At 40.2% G+C, this 22,227-nt stretch carries 28 protein-coding genes; 24 read left to right on the forward strand and 4 right to left on the reverse strand.

Annotation, left to right across the window (positions count from 1 at the left end; all coding sequences use genetic code 11):
- Window positions 1-418: 418 nt before the first annotated feature.
- From F9817_RS21475 to F9817_RS21580, 22 genes are all read left to right on the forward strand, one after another.
- Entirely contained in the window at window positions 419-634 is a 216-nt protein-coding gene (locus F9817_RS21475) for a hypothetical protein (protein ID WP_161158249.1), read from the forward strand.
- Between the two features lie 180 nt (window positions 635-814).
- A complete protein-coding gene (locus F9817_RS21480) occupies window positions 815-1,351 on the forward strand; it encodes an MOSC domain-containing protein (protein ID WP_161158250.1) in 537 nt (178 codons plus the stop codon).
- A 44-nt stretch (window positions 1,352-1,395) separates the two neighbouring features.
- Entirely contained in the window at window positions 1,396-1,839 is a 444-nt protein-coding gene (locus tag F9817_RS21485; protein ID WP_161158251.1) for a GFA family protein, read from the forward strand.
- The gene (locus F9817_RS21490; protein ID WP_161158252.1) at window positions 1,823-2,041 is read left to right on the forward strand and encodes a DUF6500 family protein; all 219 of its coding nucleotides are present in this window, start codon (window positions 1,823-1,825) and stop codon (window positions 2,039-2,041) included. Before F9817_RS21485 ends, F9817_RS21490 begins: the two co-directional genes overlap by 17 nt.
- Before the next feature lie 54 nt (window positions 2,042-2,095).
- Window positions 2,096-2,575 (forward strand): GNAT family N-acetyltransferase, encoded by a 480-nt coding sequence (locus F9817_RS21495; RefSeq protein WP_161158253.1) that lies wholly within the window; start codon window positions 2,096-2,098, stop codon window positions 2,573-2,575.
- A gap of 36 nt (window positions 2,576-2,611) precedes the next feature.
- Window positions 2,612-3,076: a GNAT family N-acetyltransferase gene (locus F9817_RS21500; RefSeq protein ID WP_161158254.1), complete on the forward strand. Its 465-nt coding sequence runs from the start codon at window positions 2,612-2,614 to the stop codon at window positions 3,074-3,076.
- Between the two features lie 63 nt (window positions 3,077-3,139).
- On the forward strand, window positions 3,140-3,358 hold the full coding sequence (locus F9817_RS21505; RefSeq protein WP_161158255.1) for a DUF6434 domain-containing protein: 219 nt from the start codon (window positions 3,140-3,142) through the stop codon (window positions 3,356-3,358).
- A gap of 163 nt (window positions 3,359-3,521) precedes the next feature.
- Window positions 3,522-3,872 carry a DUF3147 family protein gene (locus F9817_RS21510; RefSeq protein WP_161158256.1) on the forward strand — a complete coding sequence of 117 codons (351 nt, stop codon included), beginning with the start codon at window positions 3,522-3,524 and terminating at the stop codon, window positions 3,870-3,872.
- Between the two features lie 57 nt (window positions 3,873-3,929).
- Window positions 3,930-4,352, forward strand: coding sequence for a VOC family protein (locus F9817_RS21515; protein ID WP_161158257.1), 423 nt, complete (start codon window positions 3,930-3,932; stop codon window positions 4,350-4,352).
- Window positions 4,353-4,368: 16 nt separating this feature from the next.
- Window positions 4,369-4,809, forward strand: a complete 441-nt coding sequence (locus F9817_RS21520) for an NUDIX domain-containing protein (RefSeq protein WP_161158258.1) — start codon at window positions 4,369-4,371, stop codon at window positions 4,807-4,809.
- Window positions 4,810-4,962: 153 nt separating this feature from the next.
- Window positions 4,963-5,397: an HAD-IA family hydrolase gene (locus F9817_RS21525; protein ID WP_237476319.1), complete on the forward strand. Its 435-nt coding sequence runs from the start codon at window positions 4,963-4,965 to the stop codon at window positions 5,395-5,397.
- A gap of 170 nt (window positions 5,398-5,567) precedes the next feature.
- On the forward strand, window positions 5,568-5,816 hold the full coding sequence (locus tag F9817_RS21530) for a DUF3297 family protein (RefSeq protein WP_161158260.1): 249 nt from the start codon (window positions 5,568-5,570) through the stop codon (window positions 5,814-5,816).
- 244 nt (window positions 5,817-6,060) lie between these two features.
- Window positions 6,061-6,513, forward strand: coding sequence for a protein tyrosine phosphatase family protein (locus tag F9817_RS21535; protein ID WP_161158261.1), 453 nt, complete (start codon window positions 6,061-6,063; stop codon window positions 6,511-6,513).
- Between the two features lie 51 nt (window positions 6,514-6,564).
- On the forward strand, window positions 6,565-6,963 hold the full coding sequence (locus F9817_RS21540) for an NUDIX domain-containing protein (protein ID WP_161158262.1): 399 nt from the start codon (window positions 6,565-6,567) through the stop codon (window positions 6,961-6,963).
- A gap of 160 nt (window positions 6,964-7,123) precedes the next feature.
- Window positions 7,124-7,858 carry an NUDIX domain-containing protein gene (locus F9817_RS21545; protein ID WP_161158263.1) on the forward strand — a complete coding sequence of 245 codons (735 nt, stop codon included), beginning with the start codon at window positions 7,124-7,126 and terminating at the stop codon, window positions 7,856-7,858.
- Between the two features lie 60 nt (window positions 7,859-7,918).
- The gene (locus F9817_RS21550; protein WP_161158264.1) at window positions 7,919-8,518 is read left to right on the forward strand and encodes a pentapeptide repeat-containing protein; all 600 of its coding nucleotides are present in this window, start codon (window positions 7,919-7,921) and stop codon (window positions 8,516-8,518) included.
- Between the two features lie 78 nt (window positions 8,519-8,596).
- Complete coding sequence (locus F9817_RS21555; protein ID WP_161158265.1) at window positions 8,597-9,037, forward strand: GNAT family N-acetyltransferase; 441 nt, start codon at window positions 8,597-8,599, stop codon at window positions 9,035-9,037.
- 123 nt (window positions 9,038-9,160) lie between these two features.
- Entirely contained in the window at window positions 9,161-9,967 is an 807-nt protein-coding gene (locus tag F9817_RS21560; protein ID WP_161158266.1) for an ornithine carbamoyltransferase, read from the forward strand.
- A gap of 44 nt (window positions 9,968-10,011) precedes the next feature.
- A complete protein-coding gene (locus F9817_RS21565; protein ID WP_161158267.1) occupies window positions 10,012-10,674 on the forward strand; it encodes an HAD family hydrolase in 663 nt (220 codons plus the stop codon).
- A gap of 122 nt (window positions 10,675-10,796) precedes the next feature.
- Window positions 10,797-11,018 carry a VF530 family protein gene (locus tag F9817_RS21570; protein ID WP_161158268.1) on the forward strand — a complete coding sequence of 74 codons (222 nt, stop codon included), beginning with the start codon at window positions 10,797-10,799 and terminating at the stop codon, window positions 11,016-11,018.
- A 130-nt stretch (window positions 11,019-11,148) separates the two neighbouring features.
- Window positions 11,149-11,472 carry a YqfO family protein gene (locus F9817_RS21575; protein ID WP_161158269.1) on the forward strand — a complete coding sequence of 108 codons (324 nt, stop codon included), beginning with the start codon at window positions 11,149-11,151 and terminating at the stop codon, window positions 11,470-11,472.
- 235 nt (window positions 11,473-11,707) lie between these two features.
- Window positions 11,708-12,016: a hypothetical protein gene (locus tag F9817_RS21580; protein WP_161158270.1), complete on the forward strand. Its 309-nt coding sequence runs from the start codon at window positions 11,708-11,710 to the stop codon at window positions 12,014-12,016.
- An 80-nt stretch (window positions 12,017-12,096) separates the two neighbouring features.
- On the opposite strand, the gene F9817_RS21585 is transcribed toward F9817_RS21580, so the two are convergent.
- Together F9817_RS21585 and F9817_RS21590 are read right to left on the reverse strand one after the other, a co-directional pair.
- Window positions 12,097-13,212, reverse strand: a complete 1,116-nt coding sequence (locus F9817_RS21585; RefSeq protein WP_161158271.1) for an iron-containing alcohol dehydrogenase family protein — start codon at window positions 13,210-13,212, stop codon at window positions 12,097-12,099.
- 197 nt (window positions 13,213-13,409) lie between these two features.
- Window positions 13,410-14,612 carry an MFS transporter gene (locus F9817_RS21590; RefSeq protein WP_161158272.1) on the reverse strand — a complete coding sequence of 401 codons (1,203 nt, stop codon included), beginning with the start codon at window positions 14,610-14,612 and terminating at the stop codon, window positions 13,410-13,412.
- Window positions 14,613-15,453: 841 nt separating this feature from the next.
- On the opposite strand from F9817_RS21590, the gene F9817_RS21595 reads away from it, so the two are divergent.
- The gene (locus F9817_RS21595) at window positions 15,454-17,049 is read left to right on the forward strand and encodes an APC family permease (RefSeq protein ID WP_161158273.1); all 1,596 of its coding nucleotides are present in this window, start codon (window positions 15,454-15,456) and stop codon (window positions 17,047-17,049) included.
- Window positions 17,050-17,241: 192 nt separating this feature from the next.
- Here the strand turns inward: F9817_RS21595 and F9817_RS21600 are convergent, their stop codons facing one another.
- The gene (locus F9817_RS21600) at window positions 17,242-17,592 is read right to left on the reverse strand and encodes a MarR family winged helix-turn-helix transcriptional regulator (protein ID WP_161158274.1); all 351 of its coding nucleotides are present in this window, start codon (window positions 17,590-17,592) and stop codon (window positions 17,242-17,244) included.
- 503 nt (window positions 17,593-18,095) lie between these two features.
- Between F9817_RS21600 and F9817_RS21605 the strand changes: the two genes are divergently transcribed.
- Window positions 18,096-21,278 (forward strand): HD domain-containing phosphohydrolase, encoded by a 3,183-nt coding sequence (locus tag F9817_RS21605; RefSeq protein WP_161158275.1) that lies wholly within the window; start codon window positions 18,096-18,098, stop codon window positions 21,276-21,278.
- Between the two features lie 6 nt (window positions 21,279-21,284).
- Here the strand turns inward: F9817_RS21605 and F9817_RS21610 are convergent, their stop codons facing one another.
- The gene (locus tag F9817_RS21610; RefSeq protein ID WP_161158276.1) at window positions 21,285-21,794 is read right to left on the reverse strand and encodes a hypothetical protein; all 510 of its coding nucleotides are present in this window, start codon (window positions 21,792-21,794) and stop codon (window positions 21,285-21,287) included.
- Between the last annotated feature and the right edge of the window lie 433 nt (window positions 21,795-22,227).

A 22,227-nucleotide genomic window follows, 5' to 3' on the forward strand; every position in this document is an offset into this window, starting at 1 on the left:
ATATCATTGAGTATGACTAGAGAGATTCTCGTAATTTTACATAAATATTACAAGAAAAATTGGATAGGATTTGTTTAACAATAAAGAATATATTTAACAAAAATGATTTAATTTAGAGAGTTAATAATTTTAAATAATCAAGTTGTATAACAAATATTTGAACCAGTCCGTATTTTGTCATGAATTTTGTGACCAATTGGGTAGGTTAAATGGACGTTATAAAGCTCGAAGAAAAGGACATTTCATCAGCTCAGTGTGGTTAGAAAAGGCGTTTAACGTAGAGTCCGATTTATAACAAACAATGTTAAGAGTGATTTGGCACGTGTGGCACTTTTGCTATACGTTGATTTTTGTGGCTACGGTGGTCAGTATTGATATGGCGAGTATATGAAATACATTCTCTTATTGTTTATAAAAAGTGAGCGTAAATCTAGCCAATCATCCTCATAAAAACAGTCTGTTTGAAAAAAAACAACTCAATAAAGAGAACCATAAAGTTAATTATTTCATCGATAGCAAGGGCTTCTTTGAGTTTTTAAATAAACAAGAAAAAATAGGTATGGAGAAATTGGCAGCATTGCAAAAAAATGCCAGTAAATTTATACAGCCGGCGGCGAAAGCCGCGGCCGATTGAAGTGTTATATTTTTATTTGAACAAAGGAGCGTTCAATGAGTTTTGAAATATGGATTATGTTTGCAACCGCATATCTCTTGTGATGCAGTCAAGCGCAGCAGTGGTGGTTTAAAGTGATTTACTCGCTTCACTGCTTGCGTAGTGCGTAATTGACTGGAGCGTTAGCACCAAGGAGGAAGTATGAAGGTAGTGTCATTAAGTAAGGATTCTGAACATAGGTTTTCTAAAGAAACATGTGATTCGCTAACTTTCTTAAAGGGACTTGGGATAGAGGGAGACGCACATTGTGGTGATACGGTGAAACATCGTTCCCGTGTTAAAGCCGATCCTTCACAACCTAATTTACGACAAGTGCATTTGGTTCATTCAGAGTTAATATCGGAACTTCAAGAGTCTGGTTTCACGGTAGAGGCCGGGACTATTGGCGAAAATGTGCTGACCGAAGGTGTCGAATTGCTTTCGCTACCTAGGAATACATTGATTATGATTGGCGCAAAAGTTGTACTGAGAGTGACTGGTTTAAGGAATCCGTGTGCTCAACTAGACAACTATCAGCGTGGTTTGACTAAAGCTGTTTTAGCTCGAGATGAAGCCGGTAACTTGGTACGTAAAGCTGGAATTATGGCTGTCGTCGAAGAAGGCGGGATCGTAAATGTGGGAGATAGCATTTCATTACAAATGCCACCGAAACCATACAAGGCACTTGAGCGGGTGTAGCCAAGCGTTAATCACACAAAGTATGTAACTAAGGAATCATTCAAGTGAAAGGAAGCTGTTTATGCGGAGAGGTATCGTTTGAATTATTAGGCGAATTACCTCCGATCTATCAATGTCATTGTTCGCTGTGTCGCAAAGTCTCTGGTTCTTCATCAAACTCGGCTTTGATAGTTAAGTCATCCAATTTTAAGTGGTGCACTGGCGAACATCAGATTCGGTCATTTTCAACTAGCTCGGGCTTTAAATCTGAGTTTTGTTGTCAATGTGGTAGTCCTGTCCCCAATATCAGCTCAAATGGAGATTCATATTGGGTGCCTGCTGGTTTGTTATCCGAGCCGGTTAATACAAAAGTTGCTGCTCATGTTTACGTCGGTTCTCATGCAAGCTGGGACGTAGGGTTCATAAACGATGGGATTCCGAAATTTGAAACGATGCCAAATGAAAAAGATTGGTTAGAGTTAGGTGGTTTCGATGAGAGCGTCTCTTAGAGAAAAAATCGTACAAGTTTGTAATTCAAAGATCGCATTAAAAGGCGACAACGTCGGGCTTTCTTTCTATGCCTTCTTTTCGAATAAAAATGAAAATCCGGAACTGCTCATGGAAGCGGCCACTTGGTGGATACAAACGCACCAACTCGATTACTTTGTCAAAGCTCGTATTATTAAAGCAATGGTAGAAAGTGGTCAGTAGCATTTATGTTCAAGTGAAAATGCTAGTTTTGATGTATTAAATTATGAGTGACTAATGATAACAATTGAAAAGTATAATTTAGAACGAAAGTCTGAGGTGGATTTGCTTTGTGTTAAACCTGAGCAACAGGCGTTTACTGTCGGTGATATTGGTGATTTTATTTCATCATTAAAATCACATGAGCATCCCTATTTAATTATTAGTGATGGTAACGTTGTTGGTTTTTTTGTTCTGGATTTTTTATATACAGAAACCTATGGTTTTGGTGATGCGAAAGCTCTAGGTATAAGGGCTTTGTTTGTCGACCATCATTTTCAAGGAAAGGGTATCGCAACCAAAGCCCTTAACTTATTACCCTCTTATGTTGTTACCCATTACCCTGATTTTGAAGTACTTCAATTAACGGTTAATTGCCGTAATACGTTCGCATATAGTTGTTATTGCAAATGTGGTTTTGAAGATACTGGGAATTTGTATCTTGGAGGTCCATTTGGTCCTCAACATATCATGCAACGGAATATTAGATTCGATTGAATCAACGGGTAATATGAGCATTAGAGACACTATCATATGATCAAAGTTAGAAGATATAGCGAATCTGATATTCCTGCTTTGTGGGAGATTTTTTATCACACGATTAGAAATATTAACATCCGAGATTACTCTCGAGCCCAAGTAGAAGCTTGGGCTCCCGACAATTTCGATCAGGCCATATGGCAGCGAAAAATGCATTCGATTGCACCTTATGTTGCGGTATTAGACGGGGAAATTGTGGGATATACCGATCTTCAAGACGATGGGTTAATTGATCATTTCTTTTGTCACCATCAATACCAAGGCAGAGGTATTGGCAAAATCATGATGGAACATGTGTTTGAGCAAGGTAAATTGCGAGGAATTAGCAAGTTTCATTCTGAAGTGAGCATTACGGCGAGACCATTTTACGAAAAACAGGGTTTCTGTATCGTAGAAGAACAAGTCGTGAATGTTCGTGGGCAAAAATTACGTAATTTTTTGATGGAAAGTCACCAATAAGTATCCACGTAAGGACCGCCAAAGCCTGCCATGCTAACCTCAAGTGTTTAGGAAATAATGAATATGAATAAAGTAGATTGGCATAAAAATCAGATCGATGACGCAACAATAATTACGGATAGTTACAAGACGACGCAGAATGTTCGTCGTTATTTTAAGGCGAAATTCGGTGAAGATTTTTCGTTTAATCGTGATTTTATGCAATGGATGCATAGTGCAGTTGGGTTAACCATGAGTGATGCCTGTGATGAGTGGATTCAACGTCAACAAAGAAAAAACTAGAGCGTTTTAAAAGGAAAACTTTATGATTAGACACGCAATTAAAAAAGCTTAATAAGCCGGCTTTCGATATTGATGCCACCTGACATTTCTAGATAGGAGACATCGTCGCGATACGGACTATGCTATTCCCAGTGGATCTCTAACGATAACTGAGGCGAGCATTGTGTATTGGATCATAACAAAATATTTAATCACAGCAGGGATCGTTGTGTTTATCTCTGAGGTAGCGAAAAGAAGTGACCGATTGGGAGCGTTTATTGGCGCTCTCCCCACGGTGACTATTTTGGCATTGATTTGGATGTATATCGAAAAGCAGCCTGATGAGAAGTTAACTCATCACACGTTTTACACGTTTTGGTATGTGCTCCCATCATTACCCATGTTTCTTATTTTTCCATATCTGTATGGACGATTCTCATTTTTAATCTCGTTAGTGAGTTGTTTAGCCATAACAATTTTGTGCTTTTTATTGGTGATATGGATTGCTAATCTGTTTGGCGTTCAATTAGTGTAAGACTGAACATATTGGTTGTTTATCAGTATGTTGAACTGGTAATTTAAGGATAAAGTAGTGCAACAAAACATTGTTCATATTGCATTAGTCGTAAAAGATTACGATGAAGCTATCGATTTTTATGTTAACAAACTTCAGTTTGAGCTTATTGAAGATACCTATCAACCAGAGCAGGACAAACGTTGGGTGGTCGTTGCGCCACCCAATTCTCGTGGCGTGACATTATTGTTAGCCAGAGCATCAAAACCCGAACAAGTGGATTTTATTGGTAATCAAGCTGGTGGGCGGGTATTCCTATTTTTAAATACCGACGATTTTTGGCGTGACTATGAAAGAATGAAGTCCATTGGTATCGAGTTTGTTCGTGACCCTAAAGAGCAAGATTACGGAACCGTTGCCGTATTTAAGGATCTTTATGGCAATCTTTGGGATTTATTGCAGTTAAATCCCAACCATCCAATAGCAAAAAGACAACAATAACTCTTAGGGGAACACAATGGATAATTTTCATTACCTTGCTAGAGGCGTGATCGTCAGTGAAGGTAAGATTTTAGTTGTAAAGGCGGATGGAGTTGATAATGCCTTTTTGCCGGGTGGGCATATTGAAATAGGCGAGAGCGCTAAAGTCGCTCTGATGCGTGAAATCAAAGAAGAATTGGGGTTTGATTCCACCATTAAAGAATTTTTGGGTGCGGTTGAACATCACTGGGGTGACAACCAGTTTGAAATAAACCTGATTTTTCGTTTAGACGTGCCAGAGATTTCATCTACCTTGGCGGTGGCCTCTCAAGAAGAGCATCTCAAATTTATGTGGTTGGAGCCGCAGGAATTAATCTCCCATAAAATGCAGCCTTCTCCAGTAATAGAGTTAATATTAAATCTGGATGCTGAGAGTCGTGCATTTTGGGGATCCACCATAAAAGGTGAAGTACAATAGCGCGCTGAATCCTTCTATCCATTTATGTAAAAAGTGCCTAACAAATGATGCTAGGCAAGACTTCTTGCTTCTATTTGTGATATTCATAGCGCCAAGAAAATGAATGTTGCTAGCAACATATGGCATTGTATGCAGTATAGAAAGGAGGATTCGTTGAAAGATACGATTCTTATCGACTTTGATGGTGTGATTAGGCACTGGAGAAGTGAGGTAATTGAACAAGTCGAAGCGGTTGAAGCGGCGATCGACGACGATTTTATTAAATGTATTCGTTCGATGGCGCCTGAAGCGCGCTTGGTTCTTGTGACTAATGCGACCAGCAAACTAACAAACGACCTGGCGAAATACGATTTAATTGGAAAGTTTGATTTTGTCATTAACTCTGCCGATATTGGTGTCGCTAAACCCGAGCCTGAATTTTTTGCAAAGTCTGTGCGTTTAGTGAATCGTAAGGTAGCAGATTGCGTATTCATTGATGATTCCGTTGAAAATGTTCAATCGGCGCAAGAGGTTGGAATACAGAGTTTACATTTTAAATCTGTCATTAAAACCCTTCAGTTCATAAAACAGCACTGCATTATGCAATAACATCACTGACCGTCAGTGCATTTCTTGTGCGCTGATGGGGATGTTTACGGTGCAGTGCACTGGAAATATCCACAATCAGCAGAGTTGCTAGCTGAAACACACAATCGTAGTTGTGGTAAAGGGTGGACTTAACTAGAATAGCGCCTCAAATTAACCATTAGGTCTACATCATGAGCGAAAACATTTCAAAACCTGATCTACCCGATCACCTAGCCGGTAATCCACGCAGCCCACATTACATTGCCGCTTGTTTTGAACATCCAATTGGTATTCGTTTAAACGGCAAAGAACGTAATGACGTTGAAGAGTACTGCATTAGCGAAGGTTGGGTGAAAATCGCTTCACCAACCGCGAAAGACCGTTGGGGCCATCCAATGCTTATCAAGCTTAAAGGTGAAGTTGAAGCTTACTATAAGTAACCTCAAACTTATCTTTAATAACAAAAGCATAGAGACTGTTTCTCTATGCTTTTCTTTTTTCTGCTCTTGTCTCAACGTTCCCTTTATCCTATCGTTTTCTCTTTTCTTTATTTTTTAATGTGTTACAAATAAGTAACTATCTCGAAATGCTCACATATTCATATGTTGATTCGCTTTAGGATGGAAGCTATCAATGCAAACCATGAATGAGCGGTCATTCTTGGTTGAAATAACAAGGAAGAGAATGGAATCCATTAAGAATTTTGTGCAGTTAACCAGTACGGTTGCAACGGGAGGACAGCCCAAACGCCACGAATTTGGGCAAATTGCCGCAGCCGGATATCGATATGTGATTAACTTAGGCATGCCGGATCATCCTCAAGCTATTGCTGAAGAAGATAAGGTATTGGCATCGCTCGATATTACTTACATACATATCCCAGTAAGGTTTGATGAACCGACTAAAGAGCAAGTGCGATTGTTTTGTAATGTGATGGCAGCACTTAAAGGCCAAAAGGTTTTTGTTCATTGCATAATGAATTATCGAGTTGCGGCATTCATGTATCACTATTTGTCCAAAGTAGAGAAACAAGATGATGAGCAGGCCAAATCATCCATGTTTAAATCGTGGAATTTAGATGCGGTATGGCAAGATGTCATGACTTGGACTGCTTCAGATATTGGGTTGAGGCAGTAGGGGGCGGGAAGCCCATTCACCATAACATCCGAGTAATAAAAGGAAGTGTTGATGTCACAAGATGTTGTGCAAGTAATCTTTATTTCTGAATCAAAGTTGTTATTAGGTTTTCGTCAAAATACAGAAGTGCTAGCGAATTACTGGGGGCTTCCCTCTGGGCGTATTGAGCGAGGTGAAACGCCATTGCAAGCCGCTTACCGAGAAATGGATGAGGAAGTTTCCGTTAGAGTCGACGATCTGCAACTGCTCATACAAATGCCTGATCCCAAGTATCCAACCACGCATTACTTTTATCTTTGCCATTCATGGAGCGGCGAGCTTAAGAATGCCGAACCTCATTTATGTCGTGAAATACGCTGGTTTGAGATAGATGATTTGCCAACGGATTGCACCCCCATCACTTATTCAATCCTCCCACTGCTTAAACGCTATTTAAAAGGTCTGGAATGAAATTAGTCATCTTTGATTATGATGGGACGTTAGTCCAAATCGCTCATATGTCGGAATTTAACCATAAGATGGCGCAACACGAATCTCCTTAGATTGTTCTTTCTGATATTACTAAACATCAGGTAGGAACGTGCGGATTAATTAGAACGAAGGGAACACATTGAAGTTTGTATTAGATAAATTTAACGGCGTTATTATCAGCCACGATGAACTGCCTGAAGATGTTGCTACATTTCGATTAGAGTTACACGATGTCATCGCATTTGCCCAGCAGGAACAAAAAAATATTGTGTGGCTGACTCTTACCATCGAGTGTGCTCAATTTGTCCCGATTGCGACTGAGTTAGGTTTTGTCTTTCACAATTGTTTGGAAGACCAGATCACATTAATTTTAAAAGCGCCAACTACAGAGTTTGTGCCTTTTATCCCGACTCATACCCTTGGCGCGGGGGCAATTGTCAAAAATGAACAGGGTCAGCTATTGGTTGTGAAAGAACAGGGTATGACAGGTTATAAATTGCCCGGTGGTCATATTGAACTGGGTGAAAAAATAGAAACTGCCATCATTCGTGAAGTGCTGGAAGAAACCGGAGTTGAAGCCTCATTTCAATCGATTGTCGGCTTTACGACCCGCCACCCATTTCAGTTTGGAAAAACGAATATGTATCTGGTTTGTCGACTTATCGCGGGTACGGAAACTATTGCTATTCAGGATACGGATGAAATAGCAGACGCTAAATGGGTTGATGTCGCTGATTACTTGTATGATGAAGGCAATGCAGACTTTAACCGTCAGATGATCGGCGCTCTGCATGATGTTGATGGCCTATTTACATTTGAACCTGACAATAATACTGGGCGATTTAAGAAACACGAAACCTTCTTTGCACAATAGACGGTATACTCCATCTTCAATAAATAGCAAAAGAGTTGCTGAGTAAGACCGGAGATAGTGATGCAAGAGATTAATAGCGGTGAATCATATCTTGATGTTTCTTTTGAAAAACTAGAGCAATTGGAATCGGACTATCAAGATATCGAGTTTGAGGATTGTCGTTTTCTCGATAGTGATTTTTCAGGCTCGCAGTTTAAAAACTGCAAATTTATTAACTGCGAATTCAGTCGCTGTAATTTGAGTTTGGTGAAGCTCTTACACTCGCGCTTATTTGGTGTTCATTTTATTGATAGTAAGCTGGTGGGAATTGATTGGACTCGGGCGAATTGGCCTGTTTATCACGCTGATTTTGAGCTCAAATTTGAACGCTGCATCATGAATGATACTTCATTCTTTGGTTTAACATTGAATGAGCTGCAATTCGATGAATGTAAGTTGCATGATGTTGATTTTCGGGAAGGAAATTTTCAGAATTCAACCATGATTTATTGCGATTTTACTCATAGCTTGTTTACGCGAACTAACTTACGTTCTGTGGATTTTAGTGATTCAAGTCATTACGCTATCAATGTGTTAGAAAATGATGTTCAAGGCGCGAAGTTTTCACGCTATGAAGCGCTGAGTTTATTAGAGTGCTTAGGGGTTGAGTTAGTGGATTAACAGTATGAGCATTTGGATGCTTGCCATCACTAAATCAGCATATTGAGGTTACTTGGGTATAGTGAGTAAGGGAAGAATATGGAAGTGAAATCTCTTGAAAGGAATGCAGAATACTTGAGTGTATTAGAGGTGTTGTTACAGCTCAGGTCTCAGTATGATGTTGACTCATTATCTGCACAGATAGAAAAACAAAAATTAGGCGGCTATCAGATAGTCTATGTTAAAGATGAGCACCAAGTGCTGGCTGTTGCGGGATACTCTTTGGGAGAAAAGCTTGCTTGGGGAAAGTATATCTACATTGAAGATCTAGTGACTAATGATCGATGTCGCTCCGATGGCGTTGGTAAATTTTTAATGGAATGGTTTAAATCATATGCATCAAAGATTGGATGTCAGCAGATCCACTTGGATTCTGCTGTGCACCGATTCCCAGCCCATAAATTTTATTTACGTGAAGGTTTCAATATCGCAAGTCATCATTTCTCAATTGTTGGGTGTGAGAGTTTTGAATTAAGTTAAATAAAAAGGCCAAGTGGCGTGTCGGCAATGCGACAATGTCTATGCGGTTTAATTAACTACATCTGAATAAATACATATGTTATCTTAATGTTTTCATTGGATATTATTTTCAATAGGGACGTTATGAAGTTACTTGATATTAATAGCCTGACCAAATCAGATATTTTGCAAATATGGAAAAACGTATCTGAAGAGATGACTGAGCAGCTACAAGGTAACGTTGCTTGGTCGTTTGAGGGGAATGGCATTCGAACTCGAACTACCTTTATTCAGGCGTTTCAAACGCTCGGGTTGAATTATGTTGAGTTACCTAATTTCTTGAAAACGGGTGAAGCGGTCGATGATTTGGCTGGGTATTTGGACCCGTTCTATTCTCTGTATGTCATTCGAGACAGTAATCACCAAAGGATGACGGAGTTTGCCAATGCTACTCGTAAACCAGTGATTAATGCCATGTCGAGTGACGCGCACCCCTGTGAAGTGCTAACCGATGCGTATTATCTCAACGCGAAATACGGTGCTATTGAAAACCTACGTATTTTATTATGGGGCCCGAGCACTAATGTATTTAAATCCTGGCATGTCTTAGCTCAAGTGTTAGATCTTAATTTGACGCACTTTTGTCCAGCAAATCAGCACGATGATGAATCCAACGTGCGCTATATTGATCAACTTACGGGTGAGTTTGATGTGGTCATTACTGACGCATGGCCAAAAGAATTTGCTGACAGTACCTATTCATTATCTATACCTCTTTTAGAGACATTGGGGCATCCAGAATTTTTGCCCGTTCCTCCCGTAACCGTAGGGAAAGAGATGATATTCGAGCCTAATACCTATTCTCGTTTTTCTGGTTATGATCAAAAGCGTTGGCTATTACCCGTTCAAGCCGCGGTTATCCATTATTTAATGATGCACTCAGAAGGGTAATCAACACTATTGTCATGCAATAAAACGATAAATATGGGGGAAGAATGTTCGATACCGTTATTTTTGATTATGGGAATACACTGTGTGAAATGGGGGATCTCGCTGAATCCTTAGAGAACATTAGTGGGTCAGAGTACGCCAAAGAGATAGGCGCGCTTATTGAGCTCTCGATACAAGATCTCTATATTCCAGAACAAGTCGAACAACCCAATTGGATTGAGGTATGGCAGAACGCCTTTACTCACTACGCAGTTGATTTTGATGTATCTATTGGCTGTCAACATTTACGCCAATTTGTTCAAAGTGGTCAGTTATATCACTATTCCATTCCGTTACTTGAACAGTTACATAATCAGGGAACTGAGCTGATCTTGCTGTCGAATGTGACAGGTGATACAGATATTTTCCAAAATGACCTAAGAAATAGAGGGCTAGATAAATATTTCCATCAGGTAATTTGGTCTTCAGACATTGGCTATCGTAAACCGAGCAAAAAGGCATTTGAAATTGCTGTTGATCTTGCTAAGAATTCTCCGTCCAAGATAATCATGGTAGGAGACAGTGAAGTTGCGGATATTCAGGGTGCTAAGCAAGTTGGTTTGCGTTCCATGAGAGTCTCCGACTACTCTGGTGTTGAAAGTTCTGCTGATTATGTTGTTACCCGAGACTCGATTATGACTCAGCTTATTCACCTGACAAGCCGTTAAAGATTACCCTGAACTTCTCAACGTGGTTTAGCAAGGGAGCGTTTCTCAATGCAGTACTAGACGTAACTAAGGTTAGATTCTGTTACACTGCGCCTTTGAATTAACACTATAAGAGATTTCCTATGAGCCAAGAACAACCCAATAATCCTTTACACGGATTAACGCTCGAGAAAATTTTGGTTCGTTTGCAAGAGCATTATGGCTGGGAGGGGTTGGATGCAAAAATTCAGCTCAACTGCTTTTACAATAATCCTTCTATAAAATCGTCTTTAAAATTCCTGCGTCGAACACAATGGGCACGCGATAAAGTTGAAGCACTGTATATCGAAACATTTTGCCAGTAAATTTAATTTCTTTGGCAATAAATGACTTCTCGAACGCTACGTTGGTTAATTGTCTAAATATAGTATCGCCATCGATGGTATGGGAAGTTATAGTTAAATATTTCAATAAGTTAATATAGTTGGCGTGGACATGTACAAGTTAGACATTTGCTGTAAACCAGAGCAAAAAGAATTGGTATTATCGACCCTGCATGAATCAGGCGTGGATAAAATAGGTCATTATGATCACTGTTGGGCCATCGCTTCTATCGAAGGTTCGCATCGAGCGTTAGAAGGGGCCCAACCTGTGTTTGGTGGGGTAGGAAGTATAGAAAACTACCCGTTATTAAAAATAGAAATTAACGTTACTAGAGAGCAAGTGTCGCCCGTTATAAAACAGCTCAAAGCTTGTTTAGGCTGGGAAGAGCCATTAGTTAATATCTTTAAGTTGTATAACAATGAGTTCGATTATTAGTTATTAAGAATAACGAAACGAGTGATTGCTTTCTCCTCAACACTAACCGTGTTTTCTTTAACATTTATCAAAACGTCTCAGCGCAAACAGGATCAAAATGACGCCAAGATTAAAAAACATTTAAATTTTGGTAATTAACCTTGATGGGAATCGAATTTGTGCAATTAATTGGGTACTATTACTGAGTTGATTGGGTATCGAGCACCACTGAGGGAGGGCGAAGAGCACAGCGCATATGGAACAAACGATTATATTGAATTTACCTTATGATCTTTCCGAACAAGATAATGAAAAGGTGACCGCCGTCTATTCTGAAATGGATGGTTGGCAAGCTAAGACTGATTTCCCATGTTGGTTTGGTACACCCAACGATGCACAATATATTACCGTTTCTTCAAAGCCAAGCGGGCTTGTTGTGATAGGAAAGGTCAATGGTCTTATCTGGATGGGGTGGATTACAAAATTGTGCGCTAAGCTATCCATCGCTCTAAATCGAGAAATCTACGATGCAGAAAGCGAGAAAGCGAAACCGCGTCGTCGATAGCTCTGAGACTCTGAAGAATGAAAAAAACGGTGGTCAATATCATTGACCACCGTTTTTATATCTGCCTGATGGCATAAACATTATGCGGCTTGACGACCAATCGCATCAGCGGCCAATATCGCGGCAATGAATTTTTCTTGCGTTGGTGTGCCAGGTGCGACTTCCCACTCAATGACTGAGGCCGCTTTCTCTGCCACAATAGGTAAATCTGCTTCAGTAAGGCCAATCTCGGCTATCGTGACTGGCAAGCCCAAGCTTTTATTAAATTCCAAAATGCGATTGAATTCTTGTTCGTTATTGTCGTATTTCAATAAGCAAAGCACGCCAAATGCAACAATTTCACCATGTAAGTGCTGTGATTCACTGGCTGGGATCAACGAACTACCATAGTAGACACAGTGAGCGAGTGAACTGTTGTAGTAGTATTGATCTTCAGGAGCGATTTGATCGCTGATATGCACTGCACAGTTGGAAACAATCCCGGTTAACATCACAATAGCGAGCACGACTTCTTCTAGTTCAGCAGAAACCTGATTATTACGACAATCTTCAAGTGCCTTTTTACCATTGTCGAGTAATGGAGCGGTACAGGTTTTGGCAATGCCTAATCCTAGCTGTGGTAAATGGGTGAGTTTTTTATCGCGGCAGCAATATTCAACCTCATACTCTTTACTTAACGCATCACCAATGCCAGCCCAAAACATTTCTGCCGGAGATTCTGCGATAATTTGCGTATTGATAAAGGTGTGCAGTGGTGGGTGACTTTGGTAGAAGTATTCAGCGAAAGAGCCATCGTTGTGATACATCACACTCAGAGACGTGCACGCTGCACAGTTAGAAGCAAGAGTCGGGAAGGTGAAGACAGGCTTACCTGTAATGGCGCCAAGTACCTTCACTGTATCGCAAGCACGTCCGCCGCCAACACCAAATAGCATATCAGCGTCTTTGACATGTGGATGCTCGGCCAGTTGATGGACATTATCCATTGTTGCAGCACCGCCGTACCACAGAAAGTCTAATAATACGGTGTGGCTACCTTCGATGCCGTTAAGCAGTGCTGGTTTAGCTTTTTCTATTGCAGTTTCACCACCAATAACCACCGCTTTATTTCCATATGGAGCAGTGATGTAGCCAATTTTACTATAGGCATCTTGGCCAACAGTGTAATTAGGCAGATAGATGGTTTCGTTCGACATAGTATGATCCTTCTTACTTTTAGTTCTAACATTCAATCACATAGGTGTTTTCAGCACGAATTTGGTCACAACTGTTTCGCTGGGTAGGACATTGAGCACAGAGCGTGGCAGCGCAATTTGTCTCTTCCATGACAAGCGAGTGTACGCGTTCATTTCGCCTGATGATCACTTCATTTTTATGGTTTGGTATGCTGCGGTTAGGATTTGATATCACGACTCAAGTGAGTATCAACCTGTGGGTTAGAATCATACTGACGTATAAAATAATACGAGAGTATGGCACCAATAATCCCCACTAAACCACCGACGAGAAACACATACGGCAGGCCCATCCAATCAACAAATAATCCTAAGATGATGGGGCCAGACATTTGCCCTAATGCTTGCGCGCTGGCAAAGCTTCCTGTCACGGTTCCCATTCCAAGGGTGCGTCCTCGCTCAGTTCTAACGACAATAATGGCCGCACGCGACAAGGCACTGAAAACACCCATTCCAATAGCAAACAGGTAAAGAACAGCCACATTTTGATGAAACCAGAACAGTGCTGTCATGCAGACTGCACTAAGCAAGCTTCCCCATAATATAAAAGGGGCTTTCCAGTTTGAAAACCGGTCGCAAAGCAAACCCATTGGGTACTGTAGCACTGAACCAAATACCATATAAAGAGACAATAACACACCAATATTGGATTTACTCATATAACTGACGGTTAAAAGCGGAATAAATGTATTGAAGCCAAAACGGTAAAACGCTCGAAATAGTATATAGGCTAAGACCCCACGCATGGGCCTATCTTTAAGTACGTTCAGTAATTGATGGCGTTTGTGGGTTTTACGTGTAGGTTTACTTTGTTGTTGATGAGGGATAAAAAACCAGACTAGCGCGAATGCAAATAGTGACACTGAGGTTAAGGCGTAAAACGGCATATGTAGGCCAAAATGATCAGCCAGTGTACCACCCACAATAGGGCCTAAAGCGCTGCCACTGAACATCGACATGCTAAACAGGTTCATGTATTTGCCTTCTTTGCCCTTGGGAACAATATCTCCTACGTATGCTTGAGCAATAGGTGTCACCATCGCTGAGGCGATACCATCGAAAAACCGGAGGGCAAACAAGTAGGTAGCGTTAGTCACAAATGGATAGAGAAAGGCGAAAAACGCGTACAGAGCTAAGCCCCACAGCAATAATCGACGTTTACCTAATCGGTCTGATAATGCCCCCAGATAAGGAGCGAAGAACATACGGGAAAGTGCAAAGGCTGAAAATAGTAAACCGATAGAAAGCGCACTTGCGTGTAAGCTTTTTGCATAGAGTGGCAATATAGGCAGAATAATGCCAATGCCCAACATAGCGGCGCATGTTGCAATAAATAAACTGACAAAGGTGGATTTAGACACTACTTCTCTCTTCTATATGGTGGTGGGATAGAAGACCGAAAGTGTAGGTTGCTAGGAAACGGAGAGATCTTCCACACTGAAAATAAGACATACGGAACTTTACTAAAAAATAGTCAATATTTCATTTTCTTTACAGTGTAAGAGATAAGGTGACACAGTAGTATTTACCGGCTATGAAGATGATGGTGAAATAATCAGCTAATCAGCTAATCAGCTAATCAGCTAATCAGCTAATCAGCTAATTAGATAATTAGATAATTAGATAATAAGTAGAATATTATTCATATTTTAAATGTCAAATAGAATGAAATATAAATAATCATATGCATGATAGTTATGTGATTAATTATGCATGGGTTAAATAAATGAAAAACCCCTTATTAATTAAATGGAATTGCACGAATGTTGTGCGATAAGACAATTATGCACTAATAAAAAGCAATGCTGAATCATTTTAAATTGGTCTTGTAAATGATTGCGTTTATTCTTATTTGTATATTGATAAAATTATTTATCAGATGGTTTTTTATTTCTTAATAATAATTATCCGATTTTATTGGATGTATTATTGTGATGAATTATTATATCAAAAAACATTCAATATCTGGTTTTTTTACCTTGCTGAGAAAATAATGGAATATTTCCTGCAATGTGTATGGTTCATATCTAAATAACGTAGAGCCCTAAATCATAAACGACTCTAGGTTACTTAGTTAACAACAAAAAGATAACACCTAAGCCGATATGCTCTATCTGCATTGAGTACTTTTAGATTGGGTGAGGTTCATGTTTAGCCCTCATAAGCTTAGGTAATAACAGGAAATTCAATAAGGGAGAGACTATGTCCGGTGGCGTATTGAAACAGAAGTTGGGGCTTCTAGACCTCACTTTGTTGGGCATTGGGTCCATGATTGGTTCGGGCTGGCTTTATGCCGCGTTAAATAGTGCTGGCTATGCAGGATCATTAAGTGGGTATGCGTGGGCGCTAGGGGCGGTCATTGTATTAATGATTGGCCTTGTATTTGCTGAGCTTTCCGCCAGTATTCCACGTGCTGGTGGTTTTGTTCGTTATCCGAATTTTACCCATGGCAATGTGGTTGGTTTTGTTATTGGTATTAGTGCACTGTTAGCTTATACCAGTACAGCTGGCGTCGAAGTCGAAGCTGTACGTCAATATGCAATGTATTGGTGGCCATCATTAGGCCACAAAGATGGCAGCCCTAACGAATTGGGCTTTACCATGCAGATTGTTCTGTTGGTATTGTTCTTCTTATTAAATTATTGGAGTGTGAACTTCTTCGGTCGCATTAATACGGTCATCACTACTATCAAGTTCATTGTTCCAGTCGTCGCTATCATCACTTTCTTCTTGTATTACAATAGCGATAATTTAACCGTTCCTTCAACGCATCCTGGCGGCGTCCATGGAGTGTTCTCCTCATTGACTGGTGCTGGTATCGTTTTCGCCTATTTAGGTTTCCGCCAAGCGGTCGATTTTGCCAGTGAAGCAAAGAACCCACAGCGCAACGTACCTTTAGCTATCATTCTAGCGATGGTGGCCAGTTTCGTTATTTACATGTTGCTGCAGTTTGCTTTCATGGGGGCAGTGCCTGCCGATATTTTAAGTGCTCATGGTTGGCACGGCCTGGTCGATGTTTTCCAATCGCCATATGCAGATCTTGCGCGATCATTAGGTTTAACTTGGCTTATTAATCTGATTTTGATCGATGCGGTCATATCTCCAGCTGGGACAGGAAATATTTATCTAGCGGGGGCTAGTCGAGTATTGTTTGCTTGGGCGAAAAACGGCCATCTATTTAAAATATTTGGACAAGTAGACGAGAAGTCTGGCGTACCTCGTGGCGCGTTATGGTTATCTCTTATTTTGGCGATTGCATGGACGTTACCGTCTCAATTTCAAGTTTGGGGTGGATTAATTGCAGCCGTAACATCGGCTACTGTATTTACTTATATGCCAGGCCCCGTTAGTGCCGCGGTATTTCGTGCTCGTCGTCCCGATTTGAAACGACCATTTAAACTACCGGCGTTTGCCATATTAAGCCCATTAGCTTTTATCGCCAGTACGCTGTTAGTGTATTGGAGTGGTTGGGCTGTTAATGAATTACTTTTACCGATTTTAATTGTTGCTTGGCTTGCTTATGCGTTGTTCGGTAACAAAGAGCAAGGGGCGAGTAAAGAAATTAAAAATGGCTTGTGGTTATTGGTGTATTACATTGGTATCTATATTATTTCAGCATTAGGAACTTATGGCGGCAATGGCGCTTTAGGTGGCACATTGGCCATGGTATTAATTGTGGTTTTGGCCATCGCTGTCTATTTCTGGGGCGTGGCATCTGCCGTTGAATACCCTGAGATTCCCGATGAAGTAGATGAATTCAGTATTGAAGTGGATGCTGAGCTGGCAACAGTAAAATAACCCCAAATATACCCAAATAAGCTTTGGGTATATTCCCAATGATTTGGTTGGGAATATAAATGGGTAATAAAACACTTACATAAAAGAAAAGCAGTGGAACCCAAGCCTCTCTATTTAGAGAGGCTTTTTTAGTGCGGGTAGAGAAACATTCTCAGGTTTAAATCGTTAGAAGTTATTTGGGTATAGAATGGGTTAGGGGTTAATGCTCGGAATCTTAGAAGATATTTTTTGGAGAAGTGAGAGTAATTCTTGGTTTTCAGTACTGGTCAAATACCTTGTTAAATCTTGATTGACTTTATCGGCGGCGAGTCGGGCCATGGCTAACATTCGTAGTCCATCGTCGGTAATTTCGACTTGTTTTTGCCGCGCATCATGAAGGCTAGGGGAGCGCTGTATTAATCCTTTACGTTCCATTCTTGCCAGCATATCGGTTAGTGTTCCGCGCTTAATAGCGCTCGCTTCGCCTAAAGAAACCTGATCGAGAGGGCCATTTGCGTCCAAACTTTCTAATACCGCGTATTGGGGTTTGGTCAGTGTGGGCATGACATTACTCCACTGCGCAGTATGCTCTTGATATATCACTCTAATTACATGAAATAATGTATTGCTAAGCATCGTTACTACCTATTCTACCGATGTGTTATAAGGTTTCGCTTATATTAACAAAACCATTCGTGTGCGGATGATGTCTTAGCTCACGTTCCATGAGATTGATGCCCAATAAAGCCCATCGAAGTCACATAAACAAGTAATATCTTAATAAATTCAACCCATTCAATGTGTTTTTTCTTTAACAATATCAATCATATCAATGACTTTGTCTCAATTAAAAAACGAGGGTGTTAAATATCGATCGCGGTGACATTCTTTTTCTATTTGTTGCTATTAAATAGAGTGAATAATTGATTGAGTAAGCTAGTCTTTAAGGTAACACAGTCATTCTCGGATTAGCTGGTGTGATTTATATATTCCAGCCTCTTCGCGAGTAGTGAGTAACCATATGACTTTATTAATAATATTCAGCTAGCTGCAGGGATGGGGTGATTATGCTGCACAAGTTACGCCAAGCGAAGTTTGGGATCAGACTTACCGTATTATCTCTGTTTATTATGCTCACCACGTTAGTGGTAGCAGTCGCGCTTTGTCTACAGTTTTACTTTTCTCAATCGCTAGCAAAAGATGCAGCTCGTGGACTATTCAATCACACGGCGCAGAATGTCAGTGAGAAAATTGCCAATATCGATAGTGAAAGCAGCGCGATCGCTTTATTGCTTTCAGAGTTTCCAGATGTCGATTCACGAGAAGAAGACCATAATATTCGCCCCATTATTTCAGTTATGGCACAAGCTATGCGTCAACGAAGTTATCTTCATGGTATTTATATTGGGTACAAAAATGGTGATTTTTACGAACTGATCAATTTAAATACTGTTCGTCAGTTAAGTTCTAATTTAGACGCTGATGTGAATGACCGCTGGACGATCGTTAAGATCCAAAATACAGATAAAGGACGCATTCAATATCAATATTATTATGATGATCAATTTAACTTAACGCATCAATCCCAATTACCTAGCCAATATTTCGCTAATGTGCGGCCGTGGTATAAAGATGCCATGAATAGTCCAAATGAGACAATTAAAACCGCGCCTTATTTCTTTCATTCTATTCGTTCTTCCGGCATCACTTATGCTAAGCAAATCGATCATACTGGCAATGTTGTCGCAGTGGATATCTCACTCGCTGATATGTCAGCGTATTTGCAACAAAACTTGCCTTTTGCGCAAAGTAGCACCTTTATATTTAATCAGGCTGGTAAGATTTCAGCGCAGTCAATGCCAACCAATTCGACGTCATCTGTTACTCCCACTAAACCTATTCCGCTAACGGAGGAACAAAAGCAATATATTGCTAACCTAGGCGTATTAACGGTGTCTAACGAACTGGATTGGGCGCCATTTGATTTTGCTTATAGCGGGATGCCAAAAGGCTATTCTATTGATGTAATGAATTTAATTGCGGAAAAAACCGGATTAAAGTTTGAATATGTCAACGGGTATAGTTGGAATCAATTGTTAGGGCTATTTCAATCTAATAAGCTTGATATTGTGCAGTCTATTTTTGAAACTCCAGCACGGCAACTTCTCGGTGACTTTACCATTCCTTATCGCAATCTCTCCACGGTTTTAATTACTAGAAAGGGTCATGACGTGGGAGCAACATTAGGTGGAATGGGTGGGGAAGTGATCGCGATTCCAACCGGTTGGGCGTTAACGGAAAAAGTACAGCAACAATTTCCAGATATTGAAGTGCTAAAAGTGAAATCTCCCATTGATGCACTACAAGCCGTCGTTGATGGTAAAGCGGATGCTGCACTAGAAACAAAAGAAGTCGCAGAATATTTTATTCGGCTTAATAACATGCAAGGGCTTGAGGTTCATACGGGCAATAATGGATTGCGCAATCAAGGCTCCCAGCAATTGAGTATTTTGATCACGAAGCGATACCCTAAATTGCGCGACATTTTTAATCAGGCTATCCAATCTATTACGGCCCAAGAGAGTGCTGCGCTAGAGCAAAAATGGCTTAGCGATAAGATGATGTCTTCTATGCAGCGATTGATGATTGCTGGCATGGTGCCAGCAGAGATGTTACAGCAAATAGAAGAAAACACACTGAGTAAAAACGGTGAACAATCGCTAGTGCGAACCCAGTTAGATGGAAAAGACTACATTCTTTACGTTGAACCGTTACCTAGTAAGGCGCAAGAGGCCCAGTATTTGGGAATTATTGTTCCAACCGCTGTTATTCAAAGTCCAAATATGGATCGAGTATACATCTCTATTTTGATCACCTTTGGATTTTTAATTTTGTTATCACCGCTTATCTATCATTTTGCTAATACGATTGTTGACCCGATCAAATCGCTCTCACTCGAAAATGACAAGATTCGTCATCGCCAATTTTCAGCAGTGAATTTGGTGCCAAGTCGAATTCAAGAACTTGATCAGCTATCTAAGTCGATTCATTCCATGGCGGGCGATCTTAAAGAGCATCAATATCGGCAACAACAGCTCATGGATTCGTTTATTCAGCTCATTGCTCAAGCAATCGACCAGAAATCGCCTTATACCGGAGGACACTGTGCTCGAGTACCAGTGATTGCCAATATGTTAGCGGAATCTGCGCATCTTAGTCACGCGGCCGAATTCAAAGATTTTCACTTCGTTGATGAAGAGCAACGTAGAGAGTTTCAAGTGGCTTCATGGCTGCATGATTGTGGCAAAGTCACAACCCCTGAACATATCATTGATAAAGGCAGTAAGTTAGAAACGATCTATAACCGAATTCATGAGATTCGCATGCGGTTTGAAGTACTGCGTCGCGATGCGGAGATTAATAGTTTAAAAGAGCGGCTTGCTGGTGGTGATGAGAGGGAGTTAAATCGTGAGTTACTCAGTCGATACCAACAGTTAGATGAGCAATTTGCCTTTATTGCCCAGTGTAACGTTGGTAGTGAATTTATGGATGACGAAAAGATTGCTCGTATACACCAGATAGGTAAGCAAACTTGGGTTAGACATTTCAGCGATCGAGATGGTTTATCACCGGAAGAAAACAAACGTTTAGCCCATATACCCGAACTGGAACTGCCCGTGACCGAGCCATTGCTCGCTGATAAAGCAGAACATATACAACCTTGGATAACAGACCCACATAACTTGCTGAGTGCTGATATGAAAATGACAGTACCTGAAGTGCAGGCTAACTTGGGAGAATTACATAATCTCTCTATTCAACGTGGGACTTTAACGGCCTCTGATCGTTACCGAATTAATGAACATATTATTGCAACAATTCATATGCTTGAATCTCTGCCTTTACCTCCCGAATTAAAACGTGTTCCTGAAATTGCTGGCGGGCATCATGAAACACTCATCGGTACTGGGTATCCTAAAAAGCTGAGTGGAAATGAACTCTCAATTGAGGCAAGAATCTTGGCTATTGCTGATGTCTTTGAAGCACTCACTGCTGCAGACAGACCATATAAAAAAGCCAAAACACTGAGCCAATCTATTGCGATTTTGGCAAAAATGGCGGAGGACCAGCATTTAGATAAGGAGCTCTTTAAATTGCTGTTGACTTCGGGGATCTACCGAGACTATGCGGAACTTTACCTAGAGCCTAACCAGATTGATGAGGTTGATATTGAGCCTTATTTGACGTAGAGGACGTTAAGGTTGATTCAAATTTGTTGATTGAGGATCGTTGTAGGCATATTGCTGGTCGACGGCAAGATAAAAAACATGTTTAGGAATGCCATTTAATCTAAGCCACTGGTTATCGATAAGGGCTGTATTTAAAGAGGTTTGTCCGGATACAGGGAGCCCTGTTTTAGGGTCGATAATCGAAAGGTGTTGCTGTTTAGCGGTGAAATAAAAACGATCTGTTAAGTCTTTTACGGTGGCATCTGGTTTTAAATGACTCATTAATGTTGTCACATTGATCAACCATGGTGCGGTTGGATGAGTATTAAATTGTGCCATTTCTTTCCATACTAAATAAGGTTGATTAAGTAGATTGTCTTGATTCAAATGATGATGCTGACTGGATTCTTTTGCTTGGATTTCGTCCGCGTTAATGATAAATGAAATAAATAATAGTAAGCCAGTGATTAGAGCGACCACTTTTTTAATAATACCCAATGTAAATGTTCTGATATTAGTATGAATTGGTTTTTTCATTATTAAGCCATTTCCGCGATGTTGTATGCAATCTAATTAACTTTTTGTTGTTATATGGCTCATTTTATCTCAAATCGGCTTGTATTAGGTCATATTTTTTTTGCCGAGACTAATGAGTCTATTAAGGTTGTAAGCATAAAACTTTCACTTCAAAAGCGGGAACAAACGGAAACTATTTTGCGATTTGGATCCAAGATATTTCTCTTTGAATGTATCAGGTTAGAGAAAATAGGCTGAAATTTTGGCTGAGCCGTGTTCGTTGATGCCGTTCTGAATCCTTTATTCTAAGGCCACTTGGGATATTAGTTTGTTATGTTCTTTGTTCAAATATTTTGATGTTTCTATATGTTTAGTATTGATGAGTTACTTTATTAGTGTTTATTTATTTTGATATTCGAAAATAATAAAAATTAGTATTCATGCTTAATTCATT

The organism is Vibrio eleionomae (genome assembly GCF_009874545.1).
In the GTDB taxonomy this organism is placed as follows: Bacteria; Pseudomonadota; Gammaproteobacteria; order Enterobacterales; family Vibrionaceae; genus Vibrio; species Vibrio nitrifigilis.

Excerpts from the sequence above, each read along its gene's own strand:
- F9817_RS21480 (WP_161158250.1), top strand. The coding sequence starts at position 815 with ATGAAGGTAGTGTCATTAAGTAAGGATTCTGAACATAGGTTTTCTAAA.
- F9817_RS21490 (WP_161158252.1), top strand. The coding sequence starts at position 1,823 with ATGAGAGCGTCTCTTAGAGAAAAAATCGTACAAGTTTGTAATTCAAAG.
- F9817_RS21495 (WP_161158253.1), top strand. The coding sequence starts at position 2,096 with ATGATAACAATTGAAAAGTATAATTTAGAACGAAAGTCTGAGGTGGAT.
- F9817_RS21500 (WP_161158254.1), top strand. The coding sequence starts at position 2,612 with ATGATCAAAGTTAGAAGATATAGCGAATCTGATATTCCTGCTTTGTGG.
- F9817_RS21505 (WP_161158255.1), top strand. The coding sequence starts at position 3,140 with ATGAATAAAGTAGATTGGCATAAAAATCAGATCGATGACGCAACAATA.
- F9817_RS21520 (WP_161158258.1), top strand. The coding sequence starts at position 4,369 with ATGGATAATTTTCATTACCTTGCTAGAGGCGTGATCGTCAGTGAAGGT.
- F9817_RS21530 (WP_161158260.1), top strand. The coding sequence starts at position 5,568 with ATGAGCGAAAACATTTCAAAACCTGATCTACCCGATCACCTAGCCGGT.
- F9817_RS21535 (WP_161158261.1), top strand. The coding sequence starts at position 6,061 with ATGGAATCCATTAAGAATTTTGTGCAGTTAACCAGTACGGTTGCAACG.
- F9817_RS21540 (WP_161158262.1), top strand. The coding sequence starts at position 6,565 with ATGTCACAAGATGTTGTGCAAGTAATCTTTATTTCTGAATCAAAGTTG.
- F9817_RS21550 (WP_161158264.1), top strand. The coding sequence starts at position 7,919 with ATGCAAGAGATTAATAGCGGTGAATCATATCTTGATGTTTCTTTTGAA.
- F9817_RS21555 (WP_161158265.1), top strand. The coding sequence starts at position 8,597 with ATGGAAGTGAAATCTCTTGAAAGGAATGCAGAATACTTGAGTGTATTA.
- F9817_RS21560 (WP_161158266.1), top strand. The coding sequence starts at position 9,161 with ATGAAGTTACTTGATATTAATAGCCTGACCAAATCAGATATTTTGCAA.
- F9817_RS21565 (WP_161158267.1), top strand. The coding sequence starts at position 10,012 with ATGTTCGATACCGTTATTTTTGATTATGGGAATACACTGTGTGAAATG.
- F9817_RS21570 (WP_161158268.1), top strand. The coding sequence starts at position 10,797 with ATGAGCCAAGAACAACCCAATAATCCTTTACACGGATTAACGCTCGAG.
- F9817_RS21575 (WP_161158269.1), top strand. The coding sequence starts at position 11,149 with ATGTACAAGTTAGACATTTGCTGTAAACCAGAGCAAAAAGAATTGGTA.
- F9817_RS21580 (WP_161158270.1), top strand. The coding sequence starts at position 11,708 with ATGGAACAAACGATTATATTGAATTTACCTTATGATCTTTCCGAACAA.
- F9817_RS21585 (WP_161158271.1), bottom strand. The coding sequence starts at position 13,212 with ATGTCGAACGAAACCATCTATCTGCCTAATTACACTGTTGGCCAAGAT.
- F9817_RS21595 (WP_161158273.1), top strand. The coding sequence starts at position 15,454 with ATGTCCGGTGGCGTATTGAAACAGAAGTTGGGGCTTCTAGACCTCACT.
- F9817_RS21600 (WP_161158274.1), bottom strand. The coding sequence starts at position 17,592 with ATGCCCACACTGACCAAACCCCAATACGCGGTATTAGAAAGTTTGGAC.
- F9817_RS21605 (WP_161158275.1), top strand. The coding sequence starts at position 18,096 with ATGCTGCACAAGTTACGCCAAGCGAAGTTTGGGATCAGACTTACCGTA.
- F9817_RS21610 (WP_161158276.1), bottom strand. The coding sequence starts at position 21,794 with ATGAAAAAACCAATTCATACTAATATCAGAACATTTACATTGGGTATT.